The 21,496-nt window shown below is 35.8% G+C and carries 26 protein-coding genes; 14 read left to right on the top strand and 12 right to left on the bottom strand.

The window, feature by feature from the left end; translation table 11 throughout:
* Nucleotides 1-9 precede the first annotated feature (9 nt).
* The 7 genes from mltG to C7377_RS00410 all read left to right on the top strand — a co-directional run bounded on the left by mltG (nt 10) and on the right by C7377_RS00410 (nt 5,329).
* On the top strand, nt 10-1,020 hold the full coding sequence (mltG, locus tag C7377_RS09445) for an endolytic transglycosylase MltG (protein WP_243408295.1): 1,011 nt from the start codon (nt 10-12) through the stop codon (nt 1,018-1,020).
* 1 nt (nt 1,021) lies between these two features.
* A complete protein-coding gene (gene menA / locus C7377_RS00385) occupies nt 1,022-1,924 on the top strand; it encodes a 1,4-dihydroxy-2-naphthoate octaprenyltransferase (RefSeq protein ID WP_116495369.1) in 903 nt (300 codons plus the stop codon).
* A 36-nt stretch (nt 1,925-1,960) separates the two neighbouring features.
* Complete coding sequence (locus C7377_RS00390) at nt 1,961-3,001, top strand: o-succinylbenzoate synthase (RefSeq protein WP_116495370.1); 1,041 nt, start codon at nt 1,961-1,963, stop codon at nt 2,999-3,001.
* The gene (locus C7377_RS00395) at nt 2,992-3,996 is read left to right on the top strand and encodes an AMP-binding protein (protein WP_116495371.1); all 1,005 of its coding nucleotides are present in this window, start codon (nt 2,992-2,994) and stop codon (nt 3,994-3,996) included. Before C7377_RS00390 ends, C7377_RS00395 begins: the two co-directional genes overlap by 10 nt.
* Nucleotides 3,997-4,127: 131 nt before the next feature.
* A complete protein-coding gene (locus C7377_RS00400; RefSeq protein ID WP_116495372.1) occupies nt 4,128-4,769 on the top strand; it encodes a peroxiredoxin in 642 nt (213 codons plus the stop codon).
* A gap of 13 nt (nt 4,770-4,782) precedes the next feature.
* Nucleotides 4,783-5,091: a thioredoxin family protein gene (locus C7377_RS00405; RefSeq protein ID WP_165806817.1), complete on the top strand. Its 309-nt coding sequence runs from the start codon at nt 4,783-4,785 to the stop codon at nt 5,089-5,091.
* Entirely contained in the window at nt 5,072-5,329 is a 258-nt protein-coding gene (locus tag C7377_RS00410; RefSeq protein WP_116495374.1) for a DUF6952 family protein, read from the top strand. The genes C7377_RS00405 and C7377_RS00410 overlap by 20 nt, the downstream gene beginning before the upstream one ends.
* 51 nt (nt 5,330-5,380) lie before the next feature.
* On the opposite strand, the gene C7377_RS00415 is transcribed toward C7377_RS00410, so the two are convergent.
* Both C7377_RS00415 and C7377_RS00420 read right to left on the bottom strand, forming a co-directional pair.
* The gene (locus tag C7377_RS00415; protein ID WP_116495375.1) at nt 5,381-6,007 is read right to left on the bottom strand and encodes a DNA-3-methyladenine glycosylase; all 627 of its coding nucleotides are present in this window, start codon (nt 6,005-6,007) and stop codon (nt 5,381-5,383) included.
* A 9-nt stretch (nt 6,008-6,016) separates the two neighbouring features.
* Nucleotides 6,017-7,318, bottom strand: coding sequence for a DUF819 family protein (locus C7377_RS00420; protein WP_116495376.1), 1,302 nt, complete (start codon nt 7,316-7,318; stop codon nt 6,017-6,019).
* Nucleotides 7,319-7,437: 119 nt separating this feature from the next.
* Here C7377_RS00420 and clpP point away from each other — a divergent pair, with 119 nt between their 5' ends.
* The 3 genes from clpP to pyk all read left to right on the top strand — a co-directional run bounded on the left by clpP (nt 7,438) and on the right by pyk (nt 11,307).
* The gene (clpP, locus tag C7377_RS00425) at nt 7,438-8,121 is read left to right on the top strand and encodes an ATP-dependent Clp endopeptidase proteolytic subunit ClpP (RefSeq protein ID WP_116495377.1); all 684 of its coding nucleotides are present in this window, start codon (nt 7,438-7,440) and stop codon (nt 8,119-8,121) included.
* 5 nt (nt 8,122-8,126) lie between these two features.
* Complete coding sequence (clpX, locus tag C7377_RS00430) at nt 8,127-9,335, top strand: ATP-dependent Clp protease ATP-binding subunit ClpX (protein WP_116495378.1); 1,209 nt, start codon at nt 8,127-8,129, stop codon at nt 9,333-9,335.
* A 217-nt stretch (nt 9,336-9,552) separates the two neighbouring features.
* Nucleotides 9,553-11,307, top strand: a complete 1,755-nt coding sequence (gene pyk / locus C7377_RS00435; RefSeq protein WP_116495379.1) for a pyruvate kinase — start codon at nt 9,553-9,555, stop codon at nt 11,305-11,307.
* An 81-nt stretch (nt 11,308-11,388) separates the two neighbouring features.
* On the opposite strand, the gene gap is transcribed toward pyk, so the two are convergent.
* The 10 genes from gap to C7377_RS00480 all read right to left on the bottom strand — a co-directional run bounded on the left by gap (nt 11,389) and on the right by C7377_RS00480 (nt 18,610).
* Entirely contained in the window at nt 11,389-12,396 is a 1,008-nt protein-coding gene (gene gap, locus C7377_RS00440) for a type I glyceraldehyde-3-phosphate dehydrogenase (protein WP_116495380.1), read from the bottom strand.
* Nucleotides 12,397-12,563: 167 nt separating this feature from the next.
* Nucleotides 12,564-12,704 carry a hypothetical protein gene (locus C7377_RS09340; RefSeq protein ID WP_165806818.1) on the bottom strand — a complete coding sequence of 47 codons (141 nt, stop codon included), beginning with the start codon at nt 12,702-12,704 and terminating at the stop codon, nt 12,564-12,566.
* Nucleotides 12,705-12,714: 10 nt separating this feature from the next.
* Nucleotides 12,715-13,794 (bottom strand): Ldh family oxidoreductase, encoded by a 1,080-nt coding sequence (locus C7377_RS00445; RefSeq protein ID WP_116495381.1) that lies wholly within the window; start codon nt 13,792-13,794, stop codon nt 12,715-12,717.
* A gap of 29 nt (nt 13,795-13,823) precedes the next feature.
* Complete coding sequence (locus C7377_RS00450; protein ID WP_116495382.1) at nt 13,824-14,195, bottom strand: 6-phosphogluconate dehydrogenase; 372 nt, start codon at nt 14,193-14,195, stop codon at nt 13,824-13,826.
* Nucleotides 14,196-14,198: 3 nt separating this feature from the next.
* Nucleotides 14,199-15,323 carry a glycosyltransferase gene (locus C7377_RS00455; protein WP_116495383.1) on the bottom strand — a complete coding sequence of 375 codons (1,125 nt, stop codon included), beginning with the start codon at nt 15,321-15,323 and terminating at the stop codon, nt 14,199-14,201.
* A gap of 6 nt (nt 15,324-15,329) precedes the next feature.
* Nucleotides 15,330-16,265 carry a tRNA (adenosine(37)-N6)-dimethylallyltransferase MiaA gene (gene miaA / locus C7377_RS00460; RefSeq protein ID WP_243408280.1) on the bottom strand — a complete coding sequence of 312 codons (936 nt, stop codon included), beginning with the start codon at nt 16,263-16,265 and terminating at the stop codon, nt 15,330-15,332.
* Nucleotides 16,246-16,803: an IS1096 element passenger TnpR family protein gene (locus tag C7377_RS00465; protein WP_116495385.1), complete on the bottom strand. Its 558-nt coding sequence runs from the start codon at nt 16,801-16,803 to the stop codon at nt 16,246-16,248. Before C7377_RS00465 ends, miaA begins: the two co-directional genes overlap by 20 nt.
* Before the next feature lie 9 nt (nt 16,804-16,812).
* Entirely contained in the window at nt 16,813-17,841 is a 1,029-nt protein-coding gene (locus C7377_RS00470; RefSeq protein WP_116495386.1) for an acyl-CoA reductase, read from the bottom strand.
* Nucleotides 17,842-17,892: 51 nt separating this feature from the next.
* Nucleotides 17,893-18,285 (bottom strand): CCC motif membrane protein, encoded by a 393-nt coding sequence (locus tag C7377_RS00475; RefSeq protein ID WP_116495387.1) that lies wholly within the window; start codon nt 18,283-18,285, stop codon nt 17,893-17,895.
* A gap of 22 nt (nt 18,286-18,307) precedes the next feature.
* Nucleotides 18,308-18,610: a DUF2752 domain-containing protein gene (locus tag C7377_RS00480; RefSeq protein ID WP_116495388.1), complete on the bottom strand. Its 303-nt coding sequence runs from the start codon at nt 18,608-18,610 to the stop codon at nt 18,308-18,310.
* A 104-nt stretch (nt 18,611-18,714) separates the two neighbouring features.
* Here C7377_RS00480 and C7377_RS00485 point away from each other — a divergent pair, with 104 nt between their 5' ends.
* Genes C7377_RS00485 through C7377_RS00500 form a run of 4 tightly spaced genes read left to right on the top strand, consistent with a single transcriptional unit; the run spans nt 18,715 to nt 21,476 of the window.
* Nucleotides 18,715-19,839 (top strand): glycerate kinase, encoded by a 1,125-nt coding sequence (locus tag C7377_RS00485; RefSeq protein WP_116495389.1) that lies wholly within the window; start codon nt 18,715-18,717, stop codon nt 19,837-19,839.
* A gap of 60 nt (nt 19,840-19,899) precedes the next feature.
* Nucleotides 19,900-20,205: an ArsR/SmtB family transcription factor gene (locus C7377_RS00490; protein WP_116495390.1), complete on the top strand. Its 306-nt coding sequence runs from the start codon at nt 19,900-19,902 to the stop codon at nt 20,203-20,205.
* A gap of 52 nt (nt 20,206-20,257) precedes the next feature.
* A complete protein-coding gene (locus C7377_RS00495) occupies nt 20,258-20,494 on the top strand; it encodes a thioredoxin family protein (protein ID WP_116496183.1) in 237 nt (78 codons plus the stop codon).
* Nucleotides 20,495-20,501: 7 nt separating this feature from the next.
* Nucleotides 20,502-21,476, top strand: a complete 975-nt coding sequence (locus C7377_RS00500; RefSeq protein ID WP_116495391.1) for a permease — start codon at nt 20,502-20,504, stop codon at nt 21,474-21,476.
* Nucleotides 21,477-21,496: the final 20 nt, after the last annotated feature.

The raw sequence follows: 21,496 nt of genomic DNA on the forward strand, positions 1-21,496 counted from the left end.
ACATTTATGATGAAGAAATTGCTCCTGTTTTTAGCCATTTTAGGCTTTATACTTATAGGTATTATTGGCTTTGCCTATTATAAAATTAATGATTCATTATTCTTGCAAGATTATGGATTAGTTGTTAATAAACATACAACTCCGGAAGACATCTTTACTGAACTAAAAAATAAAGATATTATTAATTCCAAGTTACTACCCACATATTTAGCTAGAGCCAAACAAGTCAATCAATTCAAAGAAGGTTTTTATTATTTCCCAAAAGGGACTTCTACGAATGCCTTTATTAACACCCTACGAGCTGGCAGGCAAAGTCCTGTCAAATTAACTTTTAATAACACACGCACACTTTTTGAATTCGCGGGAAAAATCTCTAGACAAATAAAACCCGATTCGTTAGAATTACTAAATCATTTGACTAACGATTCTGTGGCTAATTCTTATGGATTTGATAAGAATAATTTCATTGGGATGTTTTTACCCAATACCTATGAAATGTATTATACAGCTACACCCAAAGAATTTACTGACAGGATGAATAAGGAGTATCTCAGGTTTTGGAATACACAGCGTAAGAAAAAGGCTGAGGAACTTGGCTATACACAGAAGCAAATAAGTATAGTAGCCTCTATAGTAGATGAAGAGACGAATAAGAGTGATGAGAAATCTCGAATTGCAGGAGTTTACCTTAATCGCTTAGAGAGAAATATTCCATTGCAAGCAGACCCTACTTTGAAATTTGCAGTAGGAGATTTTACAATCAAAAGATTGCTCAATAAACACATGGAGGTCGACTCTCCATACAACACCTATAAATACTCCGGACTTCCCCCAGGTCCTATTCGCCAGCCCTCGATAAGTGCAATAGATGCAGTTCTCAACGCTGAAAATCATAATTATATTTACTTTTGTGCCAAAGCCGACTTCTCAGGATACCATGTTTTTTCTAAAACACTTTCTGAGCACAATAGGAATGCCAGAGCATACCATAGAGCTTTAAATAAAAGGGGGATAAGATAAAATGACTAAAACACAAGCTTGGATACGTTCATTCCGTTTACGCACACTCCCACTGTCCTCAGCTGGAGCTATTTTAGGAGCAGGATTGGCTTTTCGTGATGGGAATTTCTCATGGTTTATTGCAATTCTATGCCTCGTGACAGTTCTCCTGCTACAGATATTAGCAAATATGGCTAATGATTTGGGCGATGCTGAAAAAGGTACAGATAATGAATACCGTGCTGGTCCTTTGCGCTCTGTACAAAGTGGCATTATTTCTCCTAAGGAAATGAGAATAGGAATTGTCATTTGTATCATTATGATACTTGCATCTGGATTATCATTGCTCTTCTATAGTTTTAATACAATTAATTATGCTTTTATAGGAATTCTTTTGCTTGGTTTAGCAGGTATTGGAGCAGCCATAAAATATACAGTCGGTCGGAAAGCATATGGATATTATGGACTGGGTGACCTATTTGTTTTCTTCTTTTTCGGATGGATACCTGTCTGCATTGCATATATAGTCCAAACGGTAGACTGGAATTGGGAAATACTTCTACCAGGTCTGACAGTTGGGCTATTAAGTGTAGCCGTTCTTAACCTCAATAATCTCCGTGATTTTAAAAATGACAAACTTTGTAATAAAAAAACGCTGGTTGTAAACATTGGTGTTTACAATAGTAAAATCTATCACACTATTTTATTGGGCATGGCTTTATTAAGTGCTGTTTTCTATACGATTTTAACTTATCAATGCACATATCAGCTACTCTATCTTCTTGTTTTTATTCCTCTGACAATACATTTAATTAGAGTTTGGAAAACGAAGCAAATAAAAGACTTAGATCCCGAATTAAAAAAAGTAGCATTAAGTACCGTTTTTCTAGTGGTATTATGGATTACTGGATTTGCTCTATGTTAATTCCTTTTTCATTAATTTTGAAGAAAATCAATTTAAATGCTGAAAGCAGACTACAAATATCATAAACTTGAATTCAAACAGCCAAGCGGAACTTCAAGAGGAGTTTTGAAGACAAAGGATTCATGGTTTATCAGTATCTGGGACGAATCCAACCCATCTGTAAAGGGCATTGGCGAGTGTTCCCTTATTCCTAAGTTATCATATGACGATAATGACACCATAGAAGCTAAAATAAAAGAGGTTTGCGAGAATATTGAAGACTATTTTTACTGGCTAAATGGGGGATTGACAGAATATCCTGCGTTGCAATTTGCTGTAGAAACCGCTTTATTAGACTTACAAAAAGGAGGCAAGCACCTATTATTTCCCTCCCCCTTTACAGAGGGCAACTATGGCATCAAAATCAATGGACTGCTTTGGATGGGGAGCTATGATTTTATGGAAGAGCAACTACACTCAAAAACAAACTCCGGGTTCAAATGTATTAAAATGAAAGTCGGAGCAATAAATGTAGAGAAAGAAAGAGAACTGCTCAAAAAGATTCGTCAAAACTTTCCTGAGCATACTATAAGAGTTGATGCCAATGGGGCTTTCACTCCCACAGATGTCATGGAACATTTAGATTTCTTTGCTGAGTTGGGTATTCATTCTATTGAGCAACCATTAAAACAAGGGCAATGGAAGGAAATGGCAAAACTTTGTAAAAATACCCCGCTTCCTATCGCCTTAGATGAAGAATTGATCGGTATTTTCCCAACCATAGAGAAAATAGCCTTGTTAGAAACTATAAAGCCTCAGTATATCATTTTGAAACCCAGCTTATTAGGTGGTTTTAAAGCATCTAAAGAGTGGATAGACTTAGCAGAAGAAAGAAATATTGGCTGGTGGGTAACCTCAGCACTTGAGAGTAATATTGGACTCAATACTATAGCCCAATGGACTGCTACTTTAAATACAGAGAATAGTTACCAAGGATTAGGCACTGGGAGTCTTTACACAAATAACATCAATTCACCATTAGAAATACGAGGAGAAGAACTTTGGTACAACCCTAAAAAAGAGTGGGAATGCTTTTAGATTTCAGTCAATATGCACATCCTGAAGATATAGTTAATTCTACAAATGAATTTGACGAAAAAGTTTTGTTATTTATCAGGAAATGGCATTCTCAAAAAAAATTTACAGTTCATACATCTGGATCAACTAGTACACCAAAATCGATCGTTCACACAAAGGAAGCCATGGTAAATAGTGCTAAACTTACTGGAGTTTTTTTTCAATTTCAAAAAGGAAATACCGCATTACTTTGCTTGCCAGTAACTAAAATTGCAGGAATGATGATGGTAGTAAGAGCTATCGTATGGAAGCTCAAGCTCTATACTTTACCTCCAAAATTCAAACTTGATTTAAACTCTCTACCCAAGATTACTTTTGGGGCATTAATTCCGCCTCAAGCAATTGAAAATTTTGAACACTTAGATAGAATAAAAACAATTCTTTTAGGTGGAGCTGGCGTTCCTGAGCATTTTCAAGAAAAAATAAAAAATCATCCTTCCAAATTTTATCTTTCTTATGGAATGACAGAAACAGTTAGTCATATTGCCTTACGAAAACTCAATGGATATGACGCCTCATCATCATTTAACGTAATGAAAAACATAACATTGAGTACTGATGAAGAATCAAGACTTTGTATTAGTGCACCTCATTTAGGAATAGATTTATTGAAAACCAATGATGTAATAAAATTGTATTCCAATAATACTTTTGAGTTTGTAGGACGTTATGATAACATCATCAACAGTGGAGGATTAAAGATAAATACTGAGGATATTGAAAAACAGCTTTATCCCTATATTTCAAAACCATTTTATATTAAAGGAGCTCCTGATTCAAAATTAGGAGAACGAGTAGTATTGTTCATTGAAGACAAAATTTGGAATAAGAAAAAGATTGAAAAGCTAAAAGAAAAGTTTAGGAACTTAAAACCAAAACAATCCGCACCGAGAGATATTGTGTTTAAAGAAAACTTCTCCTACACTTCTACTGGGAAAATAATTCGAAAAATATGATTTATAATAGAAGCTATTCTTATTTATTCTATCTATATTACTAAGCTATTAACAATATATTTTCTTTCTATAGATGGTATATTTAATGTATTTTTGTTAGTGTAATATTTAAAATTAAAAACTGAATAATCATGAGAACATTAGTAGGGAAAAAATTCCCAAACTTAACAGCGACAGCGATAGACGAAATGGGTGACAATTTTGAAATCAACATTTTAGAAGAGGCGACTAAAAATAATAAAAAAGTGTTATTATTTTGGTGGCCAAAAGACTTCACCTTTGTATGTCCTACAGAGCTTCACGCATTTCAAGCAGCTGCTGAGGAATTAAAAGAACGTAATACTATTCTTGTAGGTGCATCATGTGATACTGCAGAGGTACACTTTGCATGGTTAAATACTGAAAAAGATAATGGTGGAATCTCAGGAGTTAAATATCCATTAATTGCAGACTCTAATCGTAACTTGGCAGAGGCATTAGGAATTTTGGATTCAAGCGAAGAGGAGTTTAACGAAGAGACACAAACTTTCTTAAGAAATGGTGATAGCGTAACTTACCGTGCTACATTCCTAATCGATGAAGAAGGTAAAGTATTCCATGAAAGCATTAACGATATGCCATTGGGTAGAAATGTTTCTGAATACCTTCGTTTAATCGATGCTTATGCACACGTACAAACACACGGTGAAGTATGTCCTGCTAACTGGGAAAGAGGTCAAGAGGCAATGAAAGCTGACCGTGATGGAGTTGCTTCTTATTTAAGTAAACACTAAAAAAAACAAAATTATGGAAATTTTAGAGAAAGATAATTTAAAAGAAGTAGTTGAGAATAATGAGTTGGTTTTCGTACAGTATGCAGCAGGATGGTGTGGAAATTGCAGAATTATGAAACCTAAATTCAAAAAATTCTCAGAAGAGAATGATGCAACTTTTGTAGTTGTAGATGCAGAGAAATTTCCAGAATCAAGAAAGTTAGCTAATGTAGACAATCTACCTACGTTTGCAGCTTTTAAAGATGGGAAACTTGTTAATCAAACACAGACAAACAAAGCTGATGTTTTAAAAGATTTTATCAATGAAGTTACCGGTAATTAAAAAAATCACAGAGTTCATAGATAATCATGATGCTGACTATGTAACGGAAGCAATAGAGACTCTTGAAGCTATCTCGGAGGCTCCAAGTCTTAAAGATGAAGAGTTAGATGTAATAGGAGAGCTTATCTCTAATATGTATGGAGCATTAGAAGTACATAAAGAAATAGAAAAAGGAACTCCACAAAGAGAAGCTTTGAATGGTTTTATGAAAAGAGTTTTAGGTTCTATTGATAAGTAATTTAACAATTACAATTTTGGATATAAGTTGAGAAGCTCATGAAAATTGAAATCAATTTTCATGAGCTTCTATTTTTTTATGAATTTCACTAGCAGGAATCACGAATCGCCAAGGTCTATGTTTATCTTCTTCTGCGTAATCAATCCCAATGCGAGGAGTGGCTTCTATTAATTTATCATCTACAGAGATTCCCTCCTCAATCCATATGATTTCATGCTCTTTTTTCTCTCCAAGTAATAAGCCTGTATGTTGGGGTAAAATGCCTAAAGCCTGAGCAACTTTACCCGGTCCATTAGCAATATTTTTTAAATTTAAGATTCCTCTCCTATCACACATCGTATTTAATCCAAAATCTGGAACGATACTACGTATCAATATTGCATGAGGAATGTCTCTCCTATTGGTAACTATATTCAATAACGAATGGATTCCATAGCAAAGGTAAACATAAATATGACCACCTTGCTTGTACATAATTTCCGTGCGTTTAGTTCTACGATTGCCGTATGCATGAGAAGCTTTGTCTATTACTCCTGCATAAGCTTCTGTCTCATTAATAATACCAGAAACTCTTTCTCCGTCAATAACGGTAACGACACGTTTCCCTAACAATTCCTTAGCCAAGGCAACAACATTTTCTTTTAAGAAATAAGAGTGTGGAACAACATTTTGGCTCATATTTTTTTGTTAAGGTGCTACAATGCGCATCAGCTCAGCAGTAAGTAAAGCTCCATATGTGCCCACGACATATCCTAGTACTGCTAGCAGGACTCCAACCGTTGCAAGTGCCGGATGAAATGCCGTGGCTACAATAGGTGCTGAAGCTGCGCCTCCTACATTAGCAGTACTTCCCACTGCCATAAAAAAGAAAGGTGCTTTAATCAGTTTAGCAACAACTAATAATATGATAAAATGAATGCTTATCCAAATCAGTCCAACTATAAATAATCCAGGATTTTCGAAAATAGTACGCAAATCCATCTTCATTCCAATGGTCACCACTAATATATAAATAAAGAGACTTCCTATTTTACTGGCACCAGCACCTTCATACTCTCTGAATTTAGTAAATGATAATGCTACACCTAGAATAACAGACAATGATATCAACCAAAAAAACTCAGACCCAAAAGATGAAAATGCTGAAGTTTTGTTACTTACAATTTCGTAATTAGAGACTAAGAAATCCGTAATATGACCTCCGGCAAAGTGAGCAAAACCTACAGAACCGAAGGCAATCGCTAAAATAACCATATAATCAGTAAGTGAAGGAATTCTTTTTAGACTTTCGGCATAATCGGAAACTTTTTTTCTCAAATTCTCAATAGCTGACGTATCTGCCTTCAACCAACGATCTATCTTGTCCTTACGTCCAATTCCAAAAAGCAATACAGCCAATAAAATGTTTGCAACAATAATATCGACTAAAACGAAACCGCCGTATCGTTGTGGATTAAATTCATAAATTTCCAACATCGCAATTTGATTCGCTCCTCCACCTATCCAACTTCCTGCTATAGTAGCCAAACCTCTCCAAACCGCATCAAACCCGGCTCCACCTACAGTTTCAGGAGAAACTAATGAAACTAACAAAACAGCCAAAGGACCTCCTGCTACTATTCCTATCGTTCCAGCAAAAAACATCACTAAGGCTTTATACCCTAATTTAAATACCGCTTTCAAGTCAACACTTAATGTCATAAGAACTAAAGAGGCAGGAAGTAAATAGCGACTTGCCACAAAGTAGAGTTGTGAACTTCTTTCAATAATTTCTCCATCAGCAGTTACTTCTTTCCATTCCGGAGCAATCAGTCCCATTGAAGTCAGTACAGCAGGAAGCATATAAGCCACCAACAAAGAAGGAATAATCTTGTAAAACTTAGCCCAGAAACCTGTAGCCTTTGCAGAGGTGTAGAAAATACCCCCAAGCAGAATCATTAAAATGCCTAAGACAACGGCATCGTTTGTAATAAAAGGTATCGTATCCATAGCGAGCGAAGATAGTAAATAAACCTAAGTTTCAAAAGACAAAGAGGAAACCTTAGCTAATTAAGCCTATTTCCAAAAAGTTCGTATCTTTGCATGATATTTAAACGATAAAATACAAGATGTTTCCAAAAGACGAATTTAAAAAATATGCCACCAAACATAAAGGCATTAACAGTAATATATTTGACAAATATGCTGACATTACCAGCAGTTATATTTCTCCAACTATCATCGAGGAACGCCAGCTGAATATTGCATCTATGGATGTGTTTTCTCGACTAATGATGGATAGGATTATCTTCTTAGGTGTGCCAATTGATGACCACGTAGCCAATATCATTATGGCTCAATTATTATTTTTGGAATCTGTTGACCCTTCAAAAGATATCCAAATTTATTTCAACACTCCTGGTGGTTCTGTTTATGCAGGCTTAGGTATTTACGACACCATGCAGTACATTAAATGTGATGTAGCGACTATCTGTACAGGAATGTCTGCATCTATGGGGGCTGTTTTGCTTACTGCCGGTGCTCCAGGGAAAAGATCTGCACTGCAACATTCACGTGTGATGATTCACCAACCTATGGGCGGTACCCAAGGGCAAGCTTCTGACATAGAAATTACAGCAAGAGAAATTATCAAAATTAAGCAAGAACTCTATAGCATTATCTCACAACATTCTGGACAACCAATCGAAAAAGTAGCAAAGGATTCTGATCGTGATTATTGGATGACAGCTCAAGAAGCAAAAGATTATGGAATGATAGATGAGGTACTTTCACGTAAAACAAAAGAGGACTAAACTATATGGATAAATGCTCCTTTTGCGGTAGAGAACGCAAAGACGTTGAACTGCTAATATCTGGTGTAGATGCTTTTATCTGTGAGAATTGTGCAGAACAGGCACACGTCATCGTCAAAGAAGAACTAAAAGCACAAAGAAAAAGTGAAGCTCCTGACTTTAAACTTCTAAAGCCACACGAAATAAAATCTTTTTTAGATTCCTATGTTATTGATCAAGATGTTGCTAAAAAACAACTATCAGTAGCCGTTTACAATCATTACAAACGATTACAACAAGAAGTCAAAGATGATGTGGAGATTGAAAAGTCAAACATCATTATGGTCGGTCGCACAGGAACTGGAAAAACTTTAATAGCAAAAAGTATTGCTAAGATGCTCCAAGTGCCTTTTGCTATCGTAGATGCAACAGTACTTACAGAAGCTGGATATGTAGGTGAAGATATTGAATCACTTTTGACTCGATTGCTTCAAGCTGCCGATTATGATGTTGAAGCTGCAGAAAGAGGGATAGTATTCATTGATGAAATCGATAAAATTGCTCGCAAAGGTGATAATCCATCGATAACACGTGATGTGAGTGGTGAAGGAGTACAACAAGGTTTGCTAAAGTTACTAGAAGGCTCTATAGTAAATGTACCACCACAAGGCGGAAGAAAACATCCTGACCAGAAAATGATCGCTGTAGACACAAAAAATATACTATTTATTTGTGGTGGTGCTTTCGATGGCATTGAGAAAAAAATTGCGCAAAGACTAAACACTCAAGTTGTTGGATTTAATGCGAGCAAAGCTGTAGAAAACCTCGACCGTGAGAATTTCTTGCAGTATGTTGCTCCACAGGATTTAAAGGCTTTTGGTCTGATTCCAGAAATTATTGGTCGTTTACCTATTCTTACATATCTAGAACCGTTGAATAGAGATGCGCTCCTTCGTATTCTTACGGAACCTAAAAATGCTATTATCAAACAATACAAGAAGTTGTTTGAAATGGATGGTATTACGTTGAAAATAGAAAAAGAAGCACTTGATTATATTGTAGATAAAGCGATTGAATTTAAACTTGGCGCCCGAGGTTTACGTGGTATTTGTGAAACCATTATGACCGATGCAATGTTTGAAATGCCAGCTACTGGCAAAAAAACTTTTACGCTCACTCGCAAGTATGCAGAGAAAAAACTCGATAATACGAATGCACAGCGATTGAGAGCTTAAAAATATCTTGATATATGAAGATAAAATGGAACAAAAAAATAACCTTACTCGTTTTCTTGGCGATTATGCTAACGAGTTGTGGATTATTTAATAATGGTTGTGGTTGCCCATAAAATACATTGCACATCGCATTATTTTATTGCTAAGCTTGCACACTATGCAAGCTTTTTTTTATTGTTTTCATTATCTTTACCTTATTAGCTAAAGCAAATATATTATGAGAAAGACAAAAATCGTATGCACAATAGGACCTGCTAGTAACGACAAAAATACATTTAAACAACTCGTGGAAGCAGGATTGGATGTCGCCAGACTTAACTTTTCCCATGGAGATCATGATACTCACAAAGAGTTAATGGATATGATTAAGGAAGTGAGAAGTGAATTGAATAAACCTATTGGAATTCTTTTAGATACCAAAGGTCCAGAAATCCGTTTAGGAGAGGTAGAACCAGACACCATATTGATCAAAGGTGAGCCTTTCATTCTAACTCCAGAAGAGGTGTTGGGAAATCATAAAAAAGTGCAAATTAATTATGATGGATTGCACGAAACAATCAAACCTGGAAATAGAATCTTGATTGATGACGGACTAGTCGGACTCCGAGTTAATGATATTCATGATAATGAAATACATACTGTAGTTGAATTTGGAGGTAAAATTAGCACTAAAAAAGGTGTAAATACGCCTGGTGTAAAACTCAATCTACCCGCAATGACTGCTAAAGACAAAAGTGATATTTTATTCGGACTTTCTCAAGATATAGACTTTATCGCAGCTTCCTTTATTCGTAAAGCCGACGATGTCTTAGCTATACGTAAATTATTAGAAGAAAATAATCATACCGATGTGCAAATTATCTCCAAGATAGAGAATGAAGAAGGCTATGCAAATATTGATGAGATATTAGACGTATCTGATGGAATTATGGTGGCGCGTGGTGATTTAGGTGTCGAAATACCTTTTGAAGAAGTGCCAATTGCTCAAAAATCAATGATTAAAAAATGTAATATGTTGGGCAAACCCGTGATTACTGCAACCCAAATGCTAGATTCTATGATGCGTAATCCGTCACCTACACGCGCAGAAGCTGCAGACGTTGCCAATGCTATATATGATGGCACTGATGCCATAATGCTCAGTGGGGAGACTGCGGCAGGTTCTTATCCTGTAAAATCTGTGGAGACAATGGCAATTATTGCCGAACGAACAGAACGAAGTTTAAGTCAGGTTGGATTCCTTTCAAATTTAGACCGACACCCTTTTCATGATAGTGTTACCTTTACGGTGTCGCAAGCCACAGTTAATTCTGCTTATCATTTAGGTGCCAAGTGTATTCTGCTTATTACAACTTCAGGCTTTACAGCCAGACGGATTGCGATGCACCGTCCATCATGCATGATTATAGCTGTGACACCTTATCCTGAGGTCAGAAGACAGTTAGCATTGGTTTGGGGAGTCACCACTTTATTATTAGACGAATTAGGAAACGATAATACTATCTACGAGAAAATTGAAAATTGTGCATTAAAATCAAAACTCGTTGAATTTGGTGATCTTGCAGTTATTGCATCTGGTGTCCCCATAGGAATCTCTGGTGCAACCAACACCATGAGAGTTAGAGCCTTAGGAGCTTTTTATATGAAAGGTTTAGGTATTGGCAAAGGCAAACATACCGCACCAGTTCGTATAATCAACTCTTTAAACGATGCAAAGACAAAAATTCAGGAAGGTGATATTATTTATTCAGATATACTCAATGAATCCTATGCGCCATATATAAAATTAGCTGGAGCTATTATTACGAAAGAAAGTCGCTACACGTCCTATGCCGCATTTGCAGGGCGTACCTTAAAAATACCTGTGGTTGTCGGTTTGAAAAATATCCTCGATTTTTTAGTTGATGGTAATGTAATTTGTGTGAACGCCTCATCAGGCATGGTACATAACAGTAGTAAAGAATTGAGCTAAAGAATATAACTTACTTCTAGATAGAAAAAAAACGCATCGTATTTAATGATGCGTTTTTTCTATTTTCAAAATTTATTCTTCTTATTGAAACAATTTCTCAGCTAAATCTACAACTCTTGTTGAATATCCCCATTCGTTATCGTACCAAGAAATAACTTTTACTGTTTTTCCATCAACCATTGTGCATAGTGAATCAAATATCGAAGAGTAAGAACTATGAATAATATCCACAGATACAATCGGATCTTCACAATATTCTAGAATTCCCTTCATTTCTCCTTCAGCAGCCTCTTTCATTGCAGCATTCACTTCTTCTACTGTCACCTCCTTTTTTAAGTTAGCAACCAAATCTACCATGGAGCCTGTTGGAGTCGGTACACGCACAGCCATTCCGTGCATTTTTCCATCTAACTCCGGTAGTACTTTCCCTACTGCTATTGCTGCCCCAGTAGTTGTTGGTATCTGCGAAACAGCACATGAACGAGCTCTTCTAAGGTCTTTATGTGGACCATCTAAAATACTCTGATCATTCGTATATGAGTGAACTGTTGTCATAAATCCTGTTTCAATGCCAAATTTATCATTTAACACTTTTGCAACTGGTGCTAAGCAGTTTGTAGTACATGATGCATTTGAAACACATTCATCTTCTGGTGTCAACTTATCATCATTCACGCCAATCACAATCATGTTGTCAATCTTGTCTTTAGCAGGAACAGTTAATATTACTTTTTTCGCTCCATTTTTTAAGTGATCGCCATATCCGCCTCTTTCACCGTCACGTGTTCTAAAAACACCTGTTGATTCTATCACTACATCTGGTTCTCCGCCCCAGTCAATATCTTTTGGACTACGTTGAGCATCTATTTTAATGAATTTACCATTAACAGTAATTCCCTCATCACTAGCCTCTACAGTTCCATTAAATTTACCTTGAGTAGAGTCATACTTCAATAAATGTGCGAGCGTCTTATTATCTGTAAGGTCATTAATTCCAATAACCTCAATATCGTCTCTTTCCATTGCGATTTTGAATACATTTCTTCCAATGCGGCCAAAACCATTGATAGCCATTTTTACTTTAGACATATTCTATGATTTTTTTAATTGTTTTTTATTCCTTTTTGAGCTGTACAAATATATCAATTATGAAGTACATGTACAAATGTTTTTTTCCTGACCCGCAAAAACACAATTGACATAATCTTCTATATTTCAGAAACTTCCAACAAACCTAAAACGTTTGCTATGAATTTCTATCCTACTTCAGATTCTACCGTTTTTTGTGAAATTTGAGTATATGCCGGACATGGTTTTCGCTCTCCAAAAAGTGCACAAGAGCTAAGTCCTAGTCCGACAACTAAACATATTGCTATAGCTTTTAATTTCTTTTTCATAATAATGGTGTTATTGTTTCTCTATTGAGAATGTTATATCTAGTTTATTTGCCAGTTGTTTTAAGTCGTCAATGACTTGTGGCTGAACGGGGACGCCTTCTTTAAGCCTTTTCGCTGTTAGCAAGCGTTCAGGATCACCGGGAATAAGTACTTTTTCATCGCCTGTTGGTTTCGCATTTCTAAAGGTTTCAATCCACTGATCCATATGCTTCTTGAATTCATCTACAGGACGGAAAGCATCTACCCTCCATACTCCTACAAAATGTCCTAAGCCTTCACCCACCAAGTTTTCTAAAGGATCTAAGAATGCCACAAACGGTGGTACCCATGGTCCATAATTAGCACCAGAAAGTATTCCTGAGAAAATATCAACCCATGAGCCTAGGCAGTACCCTTTATGACTTCCATGTTGACGGTCGCTACCCAATGGAAGCATAGCTCCCCCTTTCTTTAAAATTGAAGCATCTATTGATGGATTGCCCTCAGCATCCTGCGCCCAACCCTTTGGAGCATTTTCTCCAGCACGTTGTAATACTTCGAGCTTCCCATTGGCAGCAGGTGTTGTTGCCAAATCAATAACCAAAGGAGGTTGTTTAGCAGTAGGTATGGCAACAGATATTGGATTTGTTCCTAGTAATTTACTCTTGGAGAACGTTGGCGCGACCAAAGGACTGGCATTCGTCATAGCAAAACCTATCATATTCTCCTCCAAAGCAACCATACTATGTGCTGCTGCAATCCCAAAATGATTGGAATTTTTTATTGCTACCCAGCCTGAACCTACAGTCTTAGCTTTTTCAATCGCTACCTGCATCCCTTTTTGAGCAGAAACGAGACCCATTGCGAGGTCAGCATCTAAAACTGCAGTCGATGGAGTTTCATGTACCACTTTCATTTTTGGCTGAGCATGCAATCGCTTCTTCTCCCATAAACGTACATAACCACTCAATCTCGCAACTCCATGAGAATCTACCCCTCTTAAGTCAGCCTGTGACAATACTTCTGAAGCGATACACGCATCGACAGAAGAGCATCCAATAGCTCGAAACACTGAATAGGTAAATTCTTTAAGAGATTTGCTTGAATACATAGACACAAAGATACGTTTTCTGTCTGAACTTATGGATTGATGAGTTCTACACTATCTACAAAATACTTTGTTTCACCCCAAAAAGGAATCGGGATATACTTCTCTTCGTAATACAATTTTACACGCTTGCCTTTATCAACGGCCTCTTCAATTTTTTCAATTGTTCTTTTTTCTGATTGTCTTACAGAAAAATTCCAAATCATGGAAGTCATGTCACCACCTGTCACATCTCCCGAGAAACCTCCGGTATTCAGCTGTCCTTCATAGGTTTTGATAACGTAACCTTTACGACTCATTTTCATGATAATGCCAGAACGATACCCTTTGCTATAGTTAGCAAATACAGCTAAAGTCAGTACCAGTACTAGTATTAAAGCTAATAAGATTAATATGCGTTTCATTTTCTATTTTTTTAAGTTGGATATAAATTCTAGTAATTCTTCACAAAAAGCTTTCCAAGATAATTCTTTTTTTAATTCTCGAATTCCTTTTTGAAAAGTTTCTCTTTTATTTTCATTAAAATAATATACAATAGCATCAACAATAGCTGTTGCATTAATCTCTTCAACAATCAAACCTGTCTTTTCATGTCTCACATCTTCTTTTAAGCCTCCAACATTCGTGACTATCATAGGAACATCAAAATGATAAGAAACAGCAGTAATCCCACTTTGCGTAGCTGAGCGGTAGGGTTGCACACAAACATCAGCACAGGAGAATAAGCTTGCCACTTCTTCATCAGCAATATAACGATTGAGCAACACTATTCTTTCTTTATTAGGATTTTTATTAATTAAATATTGATATTTTGAAAAGTCAGTATAGCTCTCCCCTGCAATTATCAACTGATAGTTATCATTTAGTTTTGCAAAAGCTTCAATCAAGATATCCAAACCTTTGTATTCTCTAATAAATCCAAAGAAAAGCAATGTTTTTTTATTAGTTGCTAAACTGTATTTTTTTAGCATTTTTATCTTGTCTTTTTTTTCTCCAAAATGATTATACAGCGGATGCTGTTTCAGCAGACAAGGAACTTTAGGAGCTAACCTTCGTAAATCATTCTCCACAATTTTACTCATCGCTACAAAACCGTCTGATTGCTTGGTAAAATAATGAGTGAAAGGTTTATAAATTGCTTTATCTTCATGAGGTACAGCATTATCTACAAGTGTAATCACTTTCACATCCTTTTTAAGCATTTTAGCAACTGTACCGAGAGAAGGAGCAAAAAAAGGATGCCAATATCTGAGAAAAAGAACATCAGGATTCCACGTTTTAATGGTTTTGCCAGTTTTCCAGTAGGAAAAAGGATTTACACTGTCTAAGATACGAACAGCATTTACTTTTTCAGCATCTTTAGCATCTACGACATATTGGGTTTTTCCCGGAAAAAGCAAGGAAGGGTATTGTCGACTAAAAGTGTAAGCTCTTACATCATGTGATTTACTCAATTCATTATACAAACGTGCATTGAACTGGGCAATTCCTCCGCGATAAGGATAAAATGTAGAGAGCATTGCAATTTTCATAAGTGATTATTTTGTTAATAATGCTACTTTCTTCTCTTCAATAAACTTTATAATCTGTTCTATGTCCTTCGGATGAAACCACTGAATATCTTCATCTCGGCGAAACCATGATAGCTGTCGTTTTGCATAATATCTTGTATTTCTTTTAATCAATCGAATAGCTTCATTCTTATCATACTCACCTTCAAAGTAACCGAAGAGTTCTTTATAGCCTACCGTTTTCAACGCATTCAGTCCCTTTTTAGGATGCAAATTCTTCGCCTCTTCTTCTAACCCCTCCTCTATCATTATATCAACACGTCTGTTAATTCGATCATATAATTCTTCTCTCTCTCTATTTAATCCAATCTTCACAATCGTAAATGGACGGTTTGCTGGCTCACCTTTACGCAAGTTTGAGTAAGGCTCACCTGCTTCTAAGCAAACTTCCACGGCATGCATCACTCTTTTAGGATTTAACAAATCAACCTCCTCATAAAACTTAGGATCTAGTTCCTTGAGTTGCAGTTGTAATGATGTTAGTCCATTTTCCTCATAGTCCTGTTCCACTTTTTCTCTTATTTCCTTGCTTATGGTAGGAATCTCGTCAATTCCCTCGCATATTGCATCAATATAGAGCATGGATCCTCCCGTAAGTACGACTATATCTTTCTTCTGAAAAAGATTCTCCAACAATGCTAATGTATCTTGTTCAAAATCATAGCTACTGTATTTGTCATCAATAGATAGGTTTTGTATAAAATGATGCTTAACTTCTTCAAGTTGCCGAGAGTCGGGCACAGCAGTTCCAATAGACATTTCTTTAAAAAATTGCCGAGAATCCGCAGAGATAATTTCAGTATTATAGTGCCTAGCAATTGCGATGCTCGTATCTGTCTTTCCCACTGCCGTAGGTCCAATGAGAACCACTAAGATTTTATCATTAGTATAAGTCGTCATCATCCAAATCATCTAAAGATTGGAAATCAATATCATCTCCCTTACAATCATCAAAAGAGGAAAGGTAGCTTTCGTAATCTTTCTCATCGCTATTTTGATTTTCAGCAGCTAAGTCAAGTCCTTCAAAACCGTCTAAAGAAATCTGTGGAGGCGGTGTCCCGTTCTTATTTACAAGGGCTATTGCATCTTGTGAACCTTTTTGTATTTCTACAACTTTTAACGTAAAGTATCGATCACCAAAGAAATCATATTGATATTCTACCGTTTTGATTTTCTCCCCAATAAATTCACCTAAAGTTGAGACATCCATCACAGCCTCATTGAGTTCAGCATCTTCTGATGAAAGTTCCATCAAACTTATTTCCTGCAAACGTTGCCCATTTTCAGCAATTGTAAAAAAAGAAGCCATCTGTGTAGGATCGTACTGACAAACCTCTATTAAAAAATCGTGTAACTCTAAAAAGGTAGCTTCAGCATCTATTTGTAGCAGGATACCGAAAGATTTCTCTTCTTCTGATTTGACTTGAATTAAATATCGCATTTTCAACTATTATAAAGTACTTAAAAAGGCTAACGTATCGATATTATCTGCATAATCATCTGCTTCCGGATACTGCGCCTTGCCCAAAGGTACAAAATCATTTGATTTAATATTGCTTACTATGCACTGCAATTGTTCGTTATTAGCATATAGAAACAATAACAAATCCGATAATGACTCATATTCTTCATAGTAAACAACTGCAATTGGAGAAATCAAAGAGGAACTCTCCTGAAACAGTGCAAATTCTGTCTCGTAAAAATGTTGTTGGTTTACCAGATTAATAGACCGATTATAATTGTAGTTATTTATCCACTTATGATGATGTTGATAATTAGAATATTTAGTAAAATGAGAAAAAATACCTCGAATATCAAAGCCTTTTGGAATGTATATTTTAGAGACATTTCGACAACCTAATCCGAAATACATAAAAATATCATCTCCCAATCCTTCCAGCGCCTCCTTTGTCTCATTTCCTGATAAAATAGCCACTGATGAACGCCCCTTACGAATAATATGTGGTAAATGTCCAAAGTATTGTTGAAAATAACGTGCTGTATTATTACTTCCTGTAGCTATCACCGCATCATACTTAATATCTTTCAAGTCTGAAACAAACGTGATTCTCTCTTCAAACCTTTTATCAGCCTGTATAATTATTTCAGCTAAGACAGGTAAAAGCTGTTTGTCTTTGCTTGATGTTTTGCCAATAAAATGATGCCCGGATAATAAAACACAAAGCATATCATGAAAGCCCACCATTGGTATATTCCCAGCCAAAATACAGGCTACAGTCTTGCTGTCTTCTGATAACGAATAATTTGACACCCAATTTTCTAACTTTTTGTTATCTAAAAGCGTGATAATTCCTCGTATAGCGTTTGCTACTGATTCATCAGTAAACCAAGGATTATCTACTTTTGCTTTTTCTATAGCATTATCTAAAAAGGTATTGTAAGTGCCTTTATTTGCTAAAAACGCTTGCAGTTCTTGTCCTAAAATAGAAAAAGCCACTAACCTATCTTCAAGTCTCATAGCGACAAAGATAGAGAATTAGTAGCTTTTAAGATTTAAATATGCGAACTTTTATTGATATTGTTCTAGCGCCTGTTGATATTGTTCCATATAAGCATCCCAACCTACAGTTGATACAGAATATATAGTATAAATAATAGATAAAGCAATAAGAACTAAACCTACTATTGATGCAATTCTACCTGCATTCAAATTGGTATATGAAGAGCGAGTGTAGCCTGTAGGGTTTGCATTATACATAGCTACTCCTTTATTTCCTTTAATCAATCCTATAATTCCTGGAATAAGTGCAAAAGGACCACAGCAACAAGAAAGTACGATAGACAAAATACCCATAGTCAGCACCAATTCTGAATTAGGCAATTTCTCCTGAAAAGGAGGTTCTACTCTCTGTTCCTGCATAGCGGGTTCTACTCTTTCTTCAAAAAACTTTTTCTCTTCCATAGTTTATATTTTAGTGTTAGTTTTATAATGCTAATATTCTGTAAATATAATTGAAAATCATAAAAAAACCGGTAGCTAAACCTAAATATTTTAAGCAAATACCCCCATTTTTAAAACGAAATATCAAATGCAATAGTAAATATATTAGGGTTAAAACTATAAGAACCAGGGGCGGATACATTTTAAAAGATCCTGCCACATCACCTTCCATCAATAATAAAATAGCTCTCTGTGTACCGCAACCAGGACACTCTACGCCAAAGTTGCTTTTGTAAAAGCATGATTGCATATTATTATTAAAAAGTTCTTTTATAGCTTCCCACATGCTACAAATTTAAATATTTGTGGTATTAATCTCTATTCTTAGCAAAAATTTCACATCTTTTTAATATTTTAAATTAATTTAGTACCGAAATAAAGTGAATTAGTTTGTATAAAATTGTCATTGCTCCAGATAAATTTAAAGGCTCTTTAAAGGGCATAGAGTTCTGTAAAATTGTAGCAGAAGAACTTCATCGGGGGCTGCCTTCTGCTCAAATAATACAACTACCTCTGGCTGATGGTGGTGATGGTACTGCATCTATATTAGCACACTATTCAGACACACAGGCAATTAAAATAGAAGCCCACAATCCGCTATTTCTTAAAGTAGAGTCCTCTTATTATTATTCTCAAGCAAAGAATACAGCGTATATAGATATGGCTTCGGTGTCTGGACTTTCTTTGCTAAATAAAGATGAGTATAATCCAATGCTTACCACTACATACGGTACAGGAGAGTTAATTGCCGATGCTATAGAACGAGGTGCAAAACATATTGTTTTAGGCATCGGTGGCAGTGCCACTAATGATGCGGGTATCGGAGTGGCGAGAGCATTAGGCTACCAATTCTTAGACAAAGATGGAAATCCACTAAAAGGCATTGGTGCAGATTTAAATAAAATCCAAAAAATCAGCTCAAAAAATGTGCATCCCAAACTATTTAGTACAAAGATTACAGTCGCTTGCGATGTTACAGCTCCTCTATTTGGAAAAAATGGAGCTTCTTATGTTTACGCTCCACAAAAGGGTGCTGACAGTGCAATGGTAGCAACATTAGATGAAGGCTTACGCCATTTTAATAAAATAGTAAAACAACATTTTAATATTGACGTTTCACAAATGAAAGGAGCAGGTGCTGCTGGCGGATTGGGTGCAGGTGCAATGCTATTTCTAAATGCAAAATTAAAATCTGGAATAGCAATAGTTAAAAGAGAAGCTAAATTTAGCGAACAGATAAAAAATGCTGATTGGATTATTAGTGGAGAGGGCAGTATGGATGCACAGACTTTTCAAGGCAAAGTTATAAAAGGAGTCCTTGATGAAATATCCACCCAAAAAGTAGCACTTTTTTGTGGGCAAAACCAATTGACAAAGCAAGAAGTAGCCAACTATACAAAAATTTGCTACATAGATGAAATCTTAGCCTATTCACAATCGCAAGACGATGCTATCATTAATGCAAAAAAATATTTAAAAGAGATGACTAAAAGGTTTTTGGAGTACCAACTTTAAAGCAGAAATACTAATATTTTTTTGTTTCACAAAAAATCTATCGTATATTTGCGATAAACAATGAAAAGAAGTTTAGAACATATCCAATACACGGATGATACTGAAACTTTGGCTAGATTTGCCAAAGCCTTAGGACATCCTACGCGTATCACTATTCTGCAATATCTTGAAAAGCAATCTTGTTGTTTTACTGGAGATTTGGTTGATGTATTACCTTTTTCGCAATCTACCATTTCACAACATTTAAAAGAACTGAAGAACGCAGGGTTAATTCAAGGGGAAGTCAATCCTCCAAAAATAAAGTATTGTATCCATCAGGAAAATTGGAAAATAGCAAAACGTTTGTTTAAAAGCTTCTTTGAGTAAATATTTTTTAATAACCGTATCGTTTATTGGCGATAAACTAAGAACAAAAATTATGAGTAAATCTATCAAAGTATTAGGAACTGGATGTGCAAAATGCCAATCAGTAACGAAAGTCGTTAAAGACGCAATTTCCGAAAACAATATCGATGCTACAGTGGAAAAAGTAGAAGATATGATGGAAATCATGAAATACAATGTCATGGTTACGCCTGCATTAGTTATAGACGGCGAAGTTAAAATAAAAGGCAGAGTTCCATCAAAAGATGAAGTGCTGAAATTTTTGAAGTAATATCCACATGTTTGATTGGTTACAAAATTTTGCTGACTGGCTTATCTACTCAGTCTTTGAAATTAGTGAAACAACTCGTTTGGGGACAGCACTCAATTTTTTCGTCTATGACACCATAAAGATTCTCATCCTGTTGTTTGTTATTATTTTCTTTATGGGTATTGTAAATGCTTACTTCCCAATTGAGCGGTTGAAGGATTATTTGCATCGAAAAAAACTATATGGCTTAGAATATTTTTTTGCTTCTCTATTTGGTGCAGTCACGCCGTTCTGTTCTTGCTCCTCCGTTCCATTGTTTATAGGATTTGTTCAAGGAGGGATTCCTTTGGGAGTAACCCTTGCTTTTTTGATTACTTCACCCCTGGTCAATGAAGTTGCAGTAGCTATGTTCTTAGGACTATTTGGAGTAAAAGTAACCTTAGTTTATGCCATTTCAGGAATATTGTTGGGAACGTTAAGCGGGTGGATATTAAGCAAATTCAAGTTAGAGCCCCATCTTTCTGACTGGACAAAAGAGATTCTAGCAAAAAAAATGGAGCAAGTTAACTACCAAATTGATAAAAGAAGTTTTCTCCAAAGATTACCAGATATCACACGATCAGCTTGGGATATTGTAAAAAATGTTCTCTTATATATCATTATCGGTATTGCCATTGGTGCAGCCATGCATGGTTATGTACCTGAAAATTTCTTTGATCAATATTTGGGTGGTGATGAATGGTGGACGGTTCCGCTGGCAGTTATTTTTGCAGTACCTATGTACGCCAATGCTGTTGCAATTGTTCCAGTTATTGAAGTTTTTGTGGCAAAGGGAGTACCTCTCGGTACTGCTATTGCCTTCATGATGGCAACAGTTGGTTTATCTATCCCTGAAGCAACCTTGCTGAAAAAAGTTATGACTTTTAAACTAATAGCAATCTTTTTTAGTGTAGTGACTCTCGCAATTATAATCTCTGGATATTTGTTTAATGCTATTCTTTAGTAACAACTTTTAGAAATTAG

Source organism: Balneicella halophila (assembly GCF_003096835.1).
In the GTDB taxonomy this organism is placed as follows: domain Bacteria; phylum Bacteroidota; class Bacteroidia; order Bacteroidales; family Balneicellaceae; genus Balneicella; species Balneicella halophila.

Coding starts and splice junctions, on each gene's coding strand:
- C7377_RS00420 (WP_116495376.1), bottom strand. CDS start 7,318: ATGGATACGATACCTTTTATTACAAACGATGCCGTTGTCTTAGGCATT.
- C7377_RS00405 (WP_165806817.1), top strand. CDS start 4,783: ATGGAAATTTTAGAGAAAGATAATTTAAAAGAAGTAGTTGAGAATAAT.
- C7377_RS00415 (WP_116495375.1), bottom strand. CDS start 6,007: ATGAGCCAAAATGTTGTTCCACACTCTTATTTCTTAAAAGAAAATGTT.
- pyk (WP_116495379.1), top strand. CDS start 9,553: ATGAGAAAGACAAAAATCGTATGCACAATAGGACCTGCTAGTAACGAC.
- C7377_RS00400 (WP_116495372.1), top strand. CDS start 4,128: ATGAGAACATTAGTAGGGAAAAAATTCCCAAACTTAACAGCGACAGCG.
- miaA (WP_243408280.1), bottom strand. CDS start 16,265: ATGATGACGACTTATACTAATGATAAAATCTTAGTGGTTCTCATTGGA.
- C7377_RS00390 (WP_116495370.1), top strand. CDS start 1,961: ATGCTGAAAGCAGACTACAAATATCATAAACTTGAATTCAAACAGCCA.
- C7377_RS00445 (WP_116495381.1), bottom strand. CDS start 13,794: ATGTATTCAAGCAAATCTCTTAAAGAATTTACCTATTCAGTGTTTCGA.
- C7377_RS00475 (WP_116495387.1), bottom strand. CDS start 18,285: ATGGAAGAGAAAAAGTTTTTTGAAGAAAGAGTAGAACCCGCTATGCAG.
- mltG (WP_243408295.1), top strand. CDS start 10: ATGAAGAAATTGCTCCTGTTTTTAGCCATTTTAGGCTTTATACTTATA.
- C7377_RS00450 (WP_116495382.1), bottom strand. CDS start 14,195: ATGAAACGCATATTAATCTTATTAGCTTTAATACTAGTACTGGTACTG.
- C7377_RS00500 (WP_116495391.1), top strand. CDS start 20,502: ATGTTTGATTGGTTACAAAATTTTGCTGACTGGCTTATCTACTCAGTC.
- C7377_RS00455 (WP_116495383.1), bottom strand. CDS start 15,323: ATGAAAATTGCAATGCTCTCTACATTTTATCCTTATCGCGGAGGAATT.
- C7377_RS09340 (WP_165806818.1), bottom strand. CDS start 12,704: ATGAAAAAGAAATTAAAAGCTATAGCAATATGTTTAGTTGTCGGACTA.
- C7377_RS00395 (WP_116495371.1), top strand. CDS start 2,992: ATGCTTTTAGATTTCAGTCAATATGCACATCCTGAAGATATAGTTAAT.
- C7377_RS00495 (WP_116496183.1), top strand. CDS start 20,258: ATGAGTAAATCTATCAAAGTATTAGGAACTGGATGTGCAAAATGCCAA.
- C7377_RS00410 (WP_116495374.1), top strand. CDS start 5,072: ATGAAGTTACCGGTAATTAAAAAAATCACAGAGTTCATAGATAATCAT.
- C7377_RS00470 (WP_116495386.1), bottom strand. CDS start 17,841: ATGAGACTTGAAGATAGGTTAGTGGCTTTTTCTATTTTAGGACAAGAA.
- clpP (WP_116495377.1), top strand. CDS start 7,438: ATGTTTCCAAAAGACGAATTTAAAAAATATGCCACCAAACATAAAGGC.
- gap (WP_116495380.1), bottom strand. CDS start 12,396: ATGTCTAAAGTAAAAATGGCTATCAATGGTTTTGGCCGCATTGGAAGA.
- C7377_RS00465 (WP_116495385.1), bottom strand. CDS start 16,803: ATGCGATATTTAATTCAAGTCAAATCAGAAGAAGAGAAATCTTTCGGT.
- clpX (WP_116495378.1), top strand. CDS start 8,127: ATGGATAAATGCTCCTTTTGCGGTAGAGAACGCAAAGACGTTGAACTG.
- menA (WP_116495369.1), top strand. CDS start 1,022: ATGACTAAAACACAAGCTTGGATACGTTCATTCCGTTTACGCACACTC.
- C7377_RS00480 (WP_116495388.1), bottom strand. CDS start 18,610: ATGTGGGAAGCTATAAAAGAACTTTTTAATAATAATATGCAATCATGC.
- C7377_RS00490 (WP_116495390.1), top strand. CDS start 19,900: ATGAAAAGAAGTTTAGAACATATCCAATACACGGATGATACTGAAACT.